Source organism: Niallia sp. NCCP-28 (assembly GCF_023168165.1).
Classification (GTDB): Bacteria; Bacillota; Bacilli; order Bacillales; family Cytobacillaceae; genus Niallia.
In genome coordinates this window covers 698,241-711,460 of sequence record NZ_BQYJ01000002.1, presented here as the reverse complement: position 1 = coordinate 711,460, position 13,220 = coordinate 698,241, and the positions used below count along the sequence as shown (strand labels likewise).

9 protein-coding genes are annotated in these 13,220 nt (G+C 34.3%); 2 read left to right on the top strand and 7 right to left on the bottom strand.

Annotated features, from left to right (window positions below; genetic code table 11):
- Window positions 1–151: 151 nt before the first annotated feature.
- The 4 genes from NCCP28_RS07980 to NCCP28_RS07965 all read right to left on the bottom strand — a co-directional run bounded on the left by NCCP28_RS07980 (window position 152) and on the right by NCCP28_RS07965 (window position 3,513).
- Complete coding sequence (locus tag NCCP28_RS07980) at window positions 152–592, bottom strand: MarR family winged helix-turn-helix transcriptional regulator (protein WP_248560863.1); 441 nt, start codon at window positions 590–592, stop codon at window positions 152–154.
- Between the two features lie 184 nt (window positions 593–776).
- Entirely contained in the window at window positions 777–1,562 is a 786-nt protein-coding gene (locus tag NCCP28_RS07975; protein ID WP_248560862.1) for a glucose 1-dehydrogenase, read from the bottom strand.
- Between the two features lie 25 nt (window positions 1,563–1,587).
- Window positions 1,588–2,439 (bottom strand): GRP family sugar transporter, encoded by an 852-nt coding sequence (locus NCCP28_RS07970; RefSeq protein WP_248561130.1) that lies wholly within the window; start codon window positions 2,437–2,439, stop codon window positions 1,588–1,590.
- 177 nt (window positions 2,440–2,616) lie between these two features.
- On the bottom strand, window positions 2,617–3,513 hold the full coding sequence (locus NCCP28_RS07965; RefSeq protein WP_248560861.1) for a TetR/AcrR family transcriptional regulator: 897 nt from the start codon (window positions 3,511–3,513) through the stop codon (window positions 2,617–2,619).
- Window positions 3,514–3,851: 338 nt separating this feature from the next.
- Between NCCP28_RS07965 and NCCP28_RS07960 the strand changes: the two genes are divergently transcribed.
- Window positions 3,852–5,399 (top strand): DHA2 family efflux MFS transporter permease subunit, encoded by a 1,548-nt coding sequence (locus tag NCCP28_RS07960; RefSeq protein WP_248560860.1) that lies wholly within the window; start codon window positions 3,852–3,854, stop codon window positions 5,397–5,399.
- An 805-nt stretch (window positions 5,400–6,204) separates the two neighbouring features.
- Window positions 6,205–7,917 carry a methyl-accepting chemotaxis protein gene (locus tag NCCP28_RS07955; RefSeq protein WP_248560859.1) on the top strand — a complete coding sequence of 571 codons (1,713 nt, stop codon included), beginning with the start codon at window positions 6,205–6,207 and terminating at the stop codon, window positions 7,915–7,917.
- 224 nt (window positions 7,918–8,141) lie between these two features.
- On the opposite strand, the gene NCCP28_RS07950 is transcribed toward NCCP28_RS07955, so the two are convergent.
- The 3 genes from NCCP28_RS07950 to NCCP28_RS07940 form a co-directional block, all read right to left on the bottom strand.
- A complete protein-coding gene (locus tag NCCP28_RS07950; RefSeq protein WP_248560858.1) occupies window positions 8,142–8,414 on the bottom strand; it encodes a hypothetical protein in 273 nt (90 codons plus the stop codon).
- Between the two features lie 474 nt (window positions 8,415–8,888).
- Window positions 8,889–10,010 carry a GntR family transcriptional regulator gene (locus NCCP28_RS07945; protein WP_248560857.1) on the bottom strand — a complete coding sequence of 374 codons (1,122 nt, stop codon included), beginning with the start codon at window positions 10,008–10,010 and terminating at the stop codon, window positions 8,889–8,891.
- A gap of 74 nt (window positions 10,011–10,084) precedes the next feature.
- Window positions 10,085–13,198: an alpha-mannosidase gene (locus NCCP28_RS07940; protein ID WP_248561129.1), complete on the bottom strand. Its 3,114-nt coding sequence runs from the start codon at window positions 13,196–13,198 to the stop codon at window positions 10,085–10,087.
- Window positions 13,199–13,220: the final 22 nt, after the last annotated feature.

The window sequence follows — 13,220 nt, the reverse complement described above, 5'->3', positions numbered from 1 at the left end:
TAAATGTATGCTCATGCATGTAAATTACCATGATTCTATTTTCCAGTCAATATTGCTGCTTACAGCCTTAATATTATTTAATTTATTTTCCTTCATTCCATCGATTTAATGTTGCCAAAAACAGCAAGCAAAAGTTTGCCGACTGCTTTTGTTATTTATAATTCCCAAGCTCTTTTACTAATTGTGTCAACCCCTGATAAACCTCGTCCTTTTTTAGCGCTTCATTTAATGTTTGCTGAAAAGTCTTCTTTGCTTTTGCTAATTTTTCTTCCCCATATGCTGTCAAAGAAGTATAGATCCCTCTTCGATCATCTTGGCAAACATGTCTTTGCAGTGCCCCGCAGCTTTTCGCTTCCATTCTTGCCACAAGTCTTGATAATGCACTTTGACTTAAATTAACCATTTCTTGCAGCTGCTGCAGCCTTAACTTTTTCTCCGATGCTTGTGCTAAAAACAGCAGCACATAAAATTCCCTTAATGATAATTGATGGGCTGCTTGTAAAGCATTCTCCAATTCATTTGCTACTCTTTCTTGCATGGAAGTAAGTGTCAGCCAACTTGCAACGAATGGACTTTGTTCATTTAATTCCATTTAATCTCCACCTATAGTTGGTATACAATGCCCCCATCTTCTTTACATATTAAGATTCGGCCATTATATTCACTGTTAATAATCTATTGTACCAACTACAACTTTCACTAGTCAAACAGTATCTTTGGTTTAAGCCCTTTGATAATTTAAGCGTTTTTCTTTTCTAAAGAAAAATCTTATCTATTTATCCTCTTCCTGCTTGAAAAGATGGATACTTTGTCATTCCGCCATCAGCAAATATCGTAATGCCGGTTACATAGCTTGATTCTGATGAAGCAAGCCACACAGCAACTGCAGCAATTTCTTCTGGTTTGCCAATATAACCAAGTGGAATCATGGATTCTACATCTTTTCGCTGAACTGGGTCTGCAAATTTTTCAGCATTTATCGGTGTATTTATAGCTCCTGGACCTATGCTGTTTACTCTTATTCCTCTAGGTGCATATTCAAGTGCCATTGTTTCTGTTAACATCTTTACGCCACCTTTACTTGCTGCATAATGAACAAATGTTGGCCAAGGAATTTTTTCATGTACACTTGACATATTGATAATATTTCCTTTTATTTGATGTTCTACAAAATACTTTAATGCTTCCCTGCTTCCTAAAAAAGCTCCCGTTAAATTGGTTTGCACAACCTTCTCCCAATCTTCTAAAGAAAGCTCGTGGGAAGGCACAGAATTTTCAATCCCTGCATTATTTATAAAAATATCTAATGTTCCAAAATGAGCAGCAGCTGTTTGTACAAGCCTCATCACATCTTCCTCTTTTGTCACATCTCCTTGTACAATAATCGCTTCCCCTCCAGCTTCCTCTACCTCCTTTTTCACTTCTTCTGCTTCTTTTTCATCTGAAAAATAATTGATAACTACCTTCGCTTTTTCCTCTCCAAACCGAATAGACATTGCTCGTCCTAAACCAGTTGATGCACCTGTAATTACTACTACTTTATTTTCTATATCTTTATACATAATATTTACCTCCAGATAATGTTATTTACCTTTTTGCCAATCCTAAACAAACTACTCCAATAATAATTAAGATAATTCCAAGGCCAATAAAGATAAGCTGGCGCTTTGTTTTCTTTTCCTTTAATAAAAAAATGCCCCCAAGTGTAGAAATGACTACCCCTGTTTGAGATAAAGAATAGCTGATGGCAACACCAACTTTAGGCTGGGAAATAAATAGAAACATATTCCCTGCAGCCCAAAATAACCCAGGAAATATATTTAATAAGGTATATTTATTATAGGGCTTATGCTTATATGTAATAATAATTCCACCAATTGTCATTCCGACGGCTTGCGGAAATAGGGCTGACCATCCATTCACTCCAAAAGCCCGGGCAACAACGGCATATCCTAAATAACCTAGTGTGGAAATAAGTAATGTAACAACGCCCTTTTTAAATTTTTTTGCTTCTTCATTGCTTCGCTCCTGATCATAGGAGGTACAAACAATCCCTGCAATAATACAGGCAATCGCAATAATGCCAAGAATAATGGTTGTTGATGTTGTCCATTCACGAAAAATCAGCACACCAAAAAGTGTTGTAGAAACAATTTGCAAGCCGGTAGAAATCGGCATTGTTTTCGAAACTCCAATATATTCAATTGACTTGAACTGTCCGCTTTGGCCAATGGACCAGCAAATTCCAGAAATAACGCCAACAATAAAAATAGTGGTGGTAAGCTCTGGTCTTGCAATCAGATACACAACGGAAGAAAATAATAATGCACCAATCGTTGTTCCTAATGTTTGACTATAAGCTCCTCCTCCAATCTTTACATTCAAAAGTACAATACTCCCCCAAAATATAGCGGGAAGCAAACTTAAAAATAAATCCAAATCACTCAAACCTTCTTTCTCTCTAGTTGATTTTCTTATTTTCCCTTAAAACGACAACTTTAATCCTAATATAAGCAAGACTGTATGAAGCAAAGCAATTTTTTAATAAAAACATAAAAAACACCCAACTTTATTTTCAAAAAAAGTTGGGTGCTTTATCTTAATACAGTCTTTTTTTCATTGATTTACATATGCACTAAATTGATTTTCTAATTCATAAAACAATGTTTTACAACGTTCATCTTTTATCAAACCCTTTAAAGTGCCAATAGCACTTTCCAATAAATAAATTCTTGGTGAATCATTATCATGAAGTTCTTCCCAAACAAAATCAATGAGCTCCAAAAACTTATCTTTATCTTTTTCATTCATGCAAGATTCACTTATTTTTGCTTTTAGTCCATCTATGATTTGAAACAGTTCTTTTTCTTGATACTTTTGATTTGCCAAATCAGGAAGCCATTTTTTTAAAACAATCGGATCCAGCAATTGTTCTTTTGAAATGGATAATTCTTTTGCATTGCTGATGATTCTATTAACAGCATATGTTACTACTTTGTGTATATCTGATTTATCTTTATTCTCCAAAGAAGAAAAATAAAATAAGTTATGAAGAATGCCTGTCATCATAATTGCGCAATCTAATAAATAGGGTTTGCTTTCTGGATCACAAATGTCATAAAGCCGTGAATGCACCCAGTGCAATTCTTGAATTCTTCTTAGCTTTAAAAACTCTTTCAGCTCTTCATCATTTGTAAATAAGATTTCTTCAAATAAGGAAATAATTTTATACTGATCATTTGTTTTGATAAGCAATTCAATTTGTTTAATAAAAATATCTATATTTCTTTTATCTTCACCTCTTAATAACTTTTTTCGTTTCTCTTCTATTTCAGAATAGATACTCTTAAATATAGAAATTAATAATTCATTTTTGCTTGTAAAATAATTATAAAAAGTTCCTTTAGAAATGCCGCTGTTCTCCAATATTTCTTGAATAGATGTTGCATGAAACCCTTTTTCAATAAATAATTCATGCGCTTTATTTAATACATGTTTTTTTCTATTATTCATCATCCATCACCTTAAGGATAAATTAGACTGCCTGTTCAAAACAAATACTACTGGCTTTCTTTAATACATTCAATATTTGTCCATTCATCATATTATGAAAACCCTTTTAAAACAAGGTTTAACGATATTTAGAAAATTTGATTTTTTAAACAAAATTTGTATTTTAGGTTATCTAAATTTTTTTATTGCAAAAACTGAACCGTCAGTATATTATTATTTAAGCCTAGAACAATTGTATAAAAATTGTACTGATAGTTCATACCAGTTCATTCAATCAGTCATTGGGAAATATTAATTCCTTTTGATTGTAGTTTTATTTTATTAAGGAGGAAACATAAATGGATAAAAAGGAAACACAACATACAAAAAAACCCCCATATGGCATTATCGCCATTCTAATGGCAGGTGCTTTTGTTGCAATTTTAAACTCAACCTTGCTAAATATTGCTCTGCCTTCCATTATGAAAGATTTTGGAATCAGCGAATCGACAGGACAATGGCTTGTGACTGGCTATATGCTTGTAAACGGAATAATGATTCCAACGACTGCATTTTTAATTCAAAAATATTCAATTCGCCGATTGTTTATTATAGCGATGTCTCTATTCACTTTAGGAACCATTGTAGCAGGATTCTCTGGCAACTTCCCTACCATGCTGGCATCTCGCATGGTTCAAGCATCTGGTTCTGCCATCATGATGCCTGTATTAATGAACTTCCTGTTAACTAGTTTTCCTGTTGAGAAACGTGGGAGTGCGATGGGTGTTTTTGGTTTAGTAATGATTTTTGCACCAGCAATCGGTCCAACATTATCTGGTTATGTAGTAGAGCATTATGATTGGCAAACATTATTCCATATTGTTGCACCAATTGCCGCAATCGTATTATTATTTGCTATCTTTAAATTAAAAGATAAAAAAGAGAAAATCGATATTACAATAGATAAACTATCTGTACTTTTATCAAGCTTAGGTTTTGGTGGATTATTGTATGGTTTTAGTTCTGCTGGAGATAAAGGATGGGACAGCTTCCATGTATATGGTCCATTAATTGTAGGTATTGTCTCTTTAGTTCTATTTATCTTGCGTCAATTAAAAATGCCTAATCCAATGCTTGAATTTAGAATCTTTAAGTATCCTTTATTTGCATTATCAGCAACTATTTCTGTTGTGGTGAATATAGCAATGTTCTCAGGAATGCTGTTAATGCCTTTATATATTCAAACAATCAGAGGGATTTCTCCTTTCGATTCAGGATTACTGTTATTGCCGGGAGCTATTATTATGGGGATCATGTCTCCAATCACTGGTAAGCTATTTGATAAATATGGCGCTCGTGCGCTTGCTGTCATCGGATTAATCATAACTGCCGGGACAACTTACGCATTCAGCAAGTTAACGATGACAACAGCGTATTCAACATTAATGATTATCTATGCTATTCGTATGTTCGGCATGTCTATGATTATGATGCCTGTTATGACAAATGGGCTAAACCAAGTGCCGCAACGCTTAAATCCACATGGCACTGCAATGAATAATACACTATCACAAGTTTCTGGAGCTATTGGTTCTGCTATTCTAATTACGATTATGTCCAATAGAACAGAAACACATGCTAAAGAAATTGCTGCTGATGCCATGAAAGCCATGAGCAATGCAACAACACAGCCAACTGCTGATGCAATTGCTGCTGCTAAAGAACAAATTGCAATGAAAGCAATGCTTGAAGGAATAAATGATGCGTTTTTAATCTCAGTTGGGGTTGTAATCATCGCATTGGTACTATCCTTCTTTATGAAACGTGCTGTTCCTGCAGAAGATTTAGATTCTAAAAACACTTCATCTACCAAATCTTCTGCTACAAATAAATTAGCGGAAAACTAAAAAAAGTAGTTATTCTAAAGCAGAGTTGCTTAAGAATAACTACTTTTTTCATTAATAAATAAATCATTGTTATCTCTTCAGCAAAAGAACCTGAAGCAAAAATAGAGGTCGGGACACAACTAATTAGATAATCTGTAAAGACGAATAATCTCTAAGTTAGCTTTAAAATAAAGGCTGTTTTCGCACTCTTGGTTACTCGTGTTTTTACGTATAGTCAAGTGTAAAAACTAATTCGTTCCATTGCGCTACAGACACTCCCTTTCCGCGGATCAGCGCGATCCCCACGGAAAGTGAAGTTGTAGTATTCAGGCTGCGGGTAATAACAACAAACTTTACTGAAACCGCCCTTTTAAAAGTTTAATAAACACGAATAATTGTACGTGAATTTCGTATAATTATTTGTGTTTATATTTAACTGGAATACTTATGCCCCAGCCTCTTTACCCATTCAATAACCCCCTTTTTAATATTTCTAAAAATCCAGATAACCATTCGGAAATTGAGACACTTCCTATCATTTTTATTTTTAATTTTTCCGAAGCAATCATTTAAGGAGAATATCTTCCTAATGCCATTTATCTTTGCTAATTATTAAAAATAGGAACTACTGGCAATATCCAATTTATATGGAATAATTCAAAATAAAAACACAATCATCAAAAAGATTATAATACAAATAATTCAAGGAAATTTAACGAGGGAATATTTACCTTAATAAAAATCATATTTAAATGGAACAAGTATCAGACGATACAATAGAAGTATTATTCTACTAAAATGACTTAATTAAAAAAAGGAGATTAAAATGAGATTATTACGCAATTTAAAGATTTCTCATAAGTTACAAATTATCATTGTTATAAGTGCGCTTTCTTTAGGTATTGTAGGTTATGCAGGGAGTCAATATATGAGGGAAATGTCTCAAAAATCAGAATCTATGTACAAAGATAGATTAATTCCTACTCAATGGCTAGGAAAAATATTAATGCTTAACCGAGCACTTGATGCGAGTACGCTTGAAATGATGATTGCTACTGATCCAGCAAGAAATAAAGAACTTATTGATAGTGTCAACCAACGAATTGATGAAATAGATCAACTGATTAGTAAATACGAAAACATAGCACTACTTCCTGAAGAAAAAACAAAATTTGAAGCCTACAAAAATTCTATGCTTAAATTGCGAAAAAGCAGACAAATTGTAATTGAAAAGGCTCAATCAAATCAAAATAAAGAAGCGTATACTATTTATACGAATCAAGTAAGAGAACAAAGACAAACGGTAAATGCATTACTAGATGACTTAATGCTTCTAAATACAGAGGCTGCAAAAAAAATTGATAAGCAAAATAAACAAGATGTAAAGACAGCAAATATCCTTTTGATTACAGTTATTCTGATTTCGCTTATCCTCTCCATTTTAGCAGGAATAATCATTTCACGAATGATTGTAAAGCCCATTCAGGCCATTCAGCTGTCACTGGCTAAAGGGGAAAAAGGAGATTTTACGGCAAAAGGATCTTATCAATCAAAAGATGAAATCGGGTTATTGACTACTTCTTTTAATAATATGCTAGACAGTTTACATGGCATGATAAGAACTGTTAGTGAAACTTCCCATTTGGTTGCCGCTTCTTCAGAAGAACTAAGTGCAAGTGCGGAGGAAAGCAGTAAAGCTAGTGAACATATTTCTTCTACTATCCAGGAATTGGCTATTGGCTCTGAAAGCCAAGTTCACAGTGCCGAAGAAAGTTCGAAAGTAATCAAAGAAATAACGAGCCATATTATACTAATTGCTGATAATGCAGAAGTGGCTTCTTCTTCTGTAGTTCAGACAACCAAAATGTCCAGAGAAGGAAATCAAGTAATTCAAAAAGTGGCGGAACAAATGAAATTAATTAATGAAAATGTAATGGGATTATCAAAATCAGTTATAGCACTTAATGAGCGTTCACAAGAAATTGGACAAATTAATGAAGTGATAACCAGCATTGCAGCTCAAACTAATTTACTGGCATTAAATGCAGCCATTGAAGCAGCAAGAGCCGGAGAACAGGGCAAAGGGTTTTCAGTCGTTGCAGATGAAGTAAGAAAATTAGCTGAGCAGTCAGCAAATTCAGCTCAGCAAATTGCTAATTTAATCACGATTATTCAAAACGAAAACAATCTAACACACGAATCCATGAGAACAACAACCAAAGTAGTAGGGGAAGGTCTGAGCGTAGTTCAAAAAGCAGGATATTCATTTGAAAAAATAGAAAATTCAATCCAAGAAGTAGCAGCGCAAATTGAAAGTGTTTCAGCTTCAGCCACACAATTATCTAGTGGAACAGGACAGCTGAATCAATCAATAGATGCCGTCTTCTCTGTTTCTCAAGCAGCAGCAGCAGAAACGCAAAATATCTCTGCAGCCACACAGGAACAATTAGCCTCTATGGAAGAGATCAATGCTTCTTCTCTCGCATTGGCTGAAAAGGCAGAAGAACTTCAGAAATTAATTATACGATTTAAGATATGAAATAGCGGCTAATGCTAACGGGGAACTTGCTGTCTGTTGAATCAGGATATTAATTGTATGCTGAAGTAATTCCCTTTGCTTAAAAAGAAACAAAAAGACCTCTAGTATGCAGTTAGAAGCAGCACTTGAGGTCTTCCTATTCATTTACTTCATAAAAGACAACTATTGCAACGGGAATAAAAACAAGGAAATAGACCTACTGGATATCTTCACTTTTCTTAACATCATTTACAGCAGAGCAATCCAGTTGCTATCGTTTCCGAAAAGGGTCGTAAAGGAGCCTTGCGTTTATTTATTAGGTGTATCATTGCAACCAATTCTCTTAACTGATCTGGTGATTGATTTTTAATTATCCATTCTGCTAAATCAGAACCATTAATACAATGTTTTTCTACTTTTATCCTTGTTAACTTACAGAATTCCTTTCGCAGCATTTTCTGGTCTGCTACATACTGGGTATTTATTAGCCTTTGTTTTTCTATTAAAGGAATGCTCATTTTAACAACTCCTTTATGATAGTTAGATAAGATAAAAAAGATTTATTAAAAATTGTTTCAAGAAGATATTTCTCATAGCACCTTAAAGCATTTATTGCTTAAACTTTACTTTATAATTATCCATCTAAACAAAAATGGTTGTACAATAAGCTTTCTATTACTCTACTTTGTTTATTCCCTTTTCAAAATAAATAAAACCTTAAAGTGGACAGAGATTGCTTTTCCTATTTCATTTCTTTTTACTGAAAAAAGAAAAACAATTTACAGTTTCCCCGCAGAGCATTTCTGGATAGAATCCCTTTCCTCAGCAAAAATGCAATAAAATTAAAATTCATCAGTAGTGGAGGGTATGGGCAAGTTTTTACCTGCCTAGATGCTCTGCTTCTCTCCTAACCTTAAAACGGGCTCACCGCCCACATTAAATAGAGATAAAAAATACCCCCGCTAATAGAAAGGGCCACTTCTTTCTTTCTATTAGCGAGGGTATTTATCCACTTTCTCAGAAACAGAATCAGTTGAGTCTCCAACAATTAAGGACACTGATAGTTTCTTTTGTTTAATAGTATCATCACCATTAATCATATCCATTAAATATTTAATAGCAATCTCTCCGATTTCTTCTTCATTCTGTACAAGTCGCGTAAAGTTCCAGCTTCCTATAGTCAGGGCAGGCTCATCAAAACATATAATAGAAATATCTTTAGGGACATGTAATCCTAAATTATTAACAGCCTGATGCGCCAAACGGGCTATATTATATTCAAAAGCAAATAATGCTGTTAATGACGAATTATTTGTTATATATCTTTCTATTTCTTTAATATCTTCTTCTTGCGCACTTTTTGGTTCAGGCAAAGTACTTTTTATACTTGTACACCACAAATTCTTATTTACAATTAATTCTTTTTCAGCATAAGCTTCTACAATGCCTCTAAATCTATCCTGCAGTGTCGTCGTCCCCATTTCATTTGGAGAAATAATGCCTATATTTTTATGACCTAATCCAAATAGATATTCAACCCCTTTTTTTGCCGCTTCTACATTATCAGTAGATACAGAAGAAGCGGCGACTCCTTTAAATGATCTATCAATCAATACAAAAGGAAACTTATCCACGACCATTTTCAGTATTTCCGAACTGTAATGTTCTGCTTGTGCTGGATAGATAATAATGCCATCTACTGCAATAGACAATAGTTCTTTTAAGATTTGCTCCTCTTTTTTTGGAGAACCAAAAGAACGTTTTAAAATAACAAAAGCAGTGCCAGAGGTTGCATTTTCTATACTGGAAATTATTTTGCTTCCATAAGTATCATCAAAATTAGTTAATATAAGTCCTATTAAAGGTTTTTTTTGTTTGGTTTTAGCAAGCAATGCATTTTCCCAGTTTTCTGATACAAAGGTTCCCTTTCCCTTCTGCCGATAGACAATTCCATCCTTTTCCAAAGATTCTAATGCCTTTTTGCTTGTGATTCTGCTTACTTTAAAATGTTCGGATAACTCTTTTTCTGATGGTACTCTTTCGCCAACCTTGTATTTTCCAGAAAAAATATCCTTCTTTATCGCTGAATATACTTGTTCATACAAAGCCTTCACTTGCATCACCTCAAATATTTAATAAGCCCTTTAAGTATATGGACAATACTTAAAGGGCAGCTAAAGTATTCTACTTATTTCTTAAAAGTTATAATAAACGTTTTAATTTCATAAGGTTTAATAGAAAATTCCAATTCATTTATACCCTTCTTTTCTCCAATAGCCCGCTCCATCAAATCGCACTCTTCTATAAATTCAATGTTTAAATCGCTCTTCAACGTAACATTTGTTCTAGCACCAGTAAATTCATGCAATCTTACAATAAGTTTATCGCCATCTTCCGCTTTTTTTATTGCATCTATTAATACATTATACTTATCTACAGCAAAGAATGATATATCCTTTCTAGCACAACCTTTTGTATAAGTTAAAGGATTATTCAAATTCCATGCTTCTTCCACTGTATTTCCTTCTATCCAACTATCTTTGTGTGGCAAGAGGCTATAGGTGAATTGATGTTCTCCTTGATCTTGGGTAATATCAGGATAAGTTGCTGATTTTAGTAAAGTAAGCCTTATTACATTGTCCTTAATATCATGTCCGTATTTACAATCATTTAATAAGCTTACGCCATATCCCCTTTCCGATAAATCGACCCATTGATGTCCAACCGACTCAAAGCGAGCATAATCCCAGCTAGTATTCCAATGAGTCGGCCTTTTTACATTTCCATATTGGATATCATATGTTGCTTCCGTTGCTCTAATAGCTACTGGAAAAGCAACTTTCAGCAACTGATCTTGTTCATTCCATTTTAAATTTGTTTGAAAGTCTATTCTGCGATTTGTCGAATATACTGTCATGTTCTGAACAATAAATGAATTTTGATATTTCCATTTAAATTGTACAATAGAACGCAACGAACTATTTTCGATTAATTCCACATGTATTAGTTCATTGACTTCACGCATCTTTTGCTGATAATAAATATCGATATCCCAAGCATCATATTGCATCGGCTTATCCTCAAATACTTGCAGTACGTTCCCCCTCGAGTCTTGAGCCAATATATCTCTGTTGTTTTCTTTATCCAATAATTCGGTTAATTGGCCTTTTTCATTCCATCTTATCCGGTAAAATGGTGTTGCAAGCTCATTTTGACCATACGTAAATTTTGATTCAAGCTCTTGTTTTCCTTGTTGACAATGAATAGTTGTAATTCCCGTTGCAGGCAGATTTTTCACATTAATTAACCATGTTTTATCAGCAGTTCGTTCTGCTTCTAAGAGTTTTCCATTATTATCAATCCACTGAATATCAAATCCTATATCTTCCCTAATTTCCAACAGATCATTTCTTGCAAATGTAGAAGAATTAAAAACTGTAAAAGCATTTTCTTTATCCGTCACTAAAGCATCAGCGCCATTTGCCCATTCCCCATAGGCTAATTCTTCGGCTTCCTTATATTCTATTTTACTGTCTTCATAAACTTCTCTTATAGAAGAACCTGGTATGATATCATGAAACTGATTTCTTAAAACAATTTTCCAGCTGTCCTCCAATTTTTGTTTTGGGTAAAGCGACCAATTTTTCTGGATTGCACAATTTAATGAATTTATCCATTCTGCTTCTCTTAACAACAGTTCCATTTTTCGATTCATTCGTTTATTGTGTGCTTGCGAGGTATATGTTCCACGATGGTATTCTAGATATAATTCTCCGTCCCATGTATGTACATATTGATCTGTCGAATCCACCGTTTCATGCAAGCGCTTAAAATATTCATCTGCTCTGCCTGTTTTAACTTTTGGAAGACCAGGCATTTTATCTAATCTTCTTCTCATTTCCAGCATTTCTCGATTTACTCCACCGCCTCCATCACCGTAGCCATATGACAGAAGCAGTTCTTGATTCACTGATTTATCCCGGTAAGCCTCCCATATTCCTTTGACTGTTCGAGGAGTGATTTTTCCATTATATGTGTAAAACCAATACTCATCTTCTGGTGTTGTTATAAAATGTGTCAGTATTTCAGTGCCATCTATGCCTCGCCATTTAAAAGTATCATGGGGCATTTTATTATACTGACTCCAGCTTATCTTTGTAGTCATAAATGTTTTTATTCCTGATTTACTGAGAATTTGCGGCAGTGCCCAGCTATATCCAAAAACATCCGGCAGCCATAAGTATTCACATTCCCTTCCAAATTCCTTCCGAAAAAATGCTGTTCCCAAAAGCAGTTGTCGAACAAGCGACTCACCAGATGTTAAATTACAGTCTGCTTCCAGCCACATTGCACCATCTGCTTCCCAACGCCCTTCGTCTATACGTTTTTTCATTTGACTATAAATCTCTGGATAATCATTTTTTATATATTCATAGAGCTGAGGCTGAGTTTGCAAAAACACATAATCAGGAAACTTCTCCATCAGCCGCAGCACAGTTGAAAAAGACCTGGCTGCTTTTTCTCTTGTATGTTTTAATCTCCATAGCCATGCTACATCAATATGTGTATGGCCGATTGCTTGAACAGTTACGGGATAGTTTTTGGGCATTTTGTCTATTTCTGTCTGCAAATATTGATTTGCCTCATTTATTGTTTGATAAAATTCTATTGAATCACCGATGGACCAATCAATGAATAAAAATGCTTTATCCAATGCCTTTAAAAGCAATTGTCTTTCAGGCTGTGTTTCTGGCAGATATTTAATCGTTTCCAATACAGCCTTTGAAGTATAATATAAATCATCTGCTTCCTCATCTAACAAAGAAATATATGCTTTATTTAGTTTATGTTCCTGAATAGTAGGTTTGCCTCCACCTTCTAAGCCAGACCATAAGCGGAAAGTAAGCTGTACTTTCTTGCCGGCTAATTCTTTTGGAAGAAATACTTCTTGATGATTCATATCCACCCCTTGGTAGGGTTCTCCATTTACATACAGCAAAGACTCAAAACTCGAGTTATTTCCCCCGCCTGTAATACCAAAATCAAATACGCCAACAATTGTTTGATTAGTCCATTCTTTTGGAATCTCCACTTCTGCAAATAGCCATAAATATTTATCTCTTCCCGCCCATCTTTCCTGCAATTTAATTTCTTCCCATTCTCCTTTATTTGGGGGTTTAGTCCCTACATCCCCCTCTGCATCCAGCTGCATCTGAAAGGAAGAAATCTCTTTTACCTGTTTATATCTGTATGTTTCCAATTCTACTATTCTTTTTTCTAATTTTTCAATTGTCCAAAACATATTCATTATTCCTCCTTGCAAT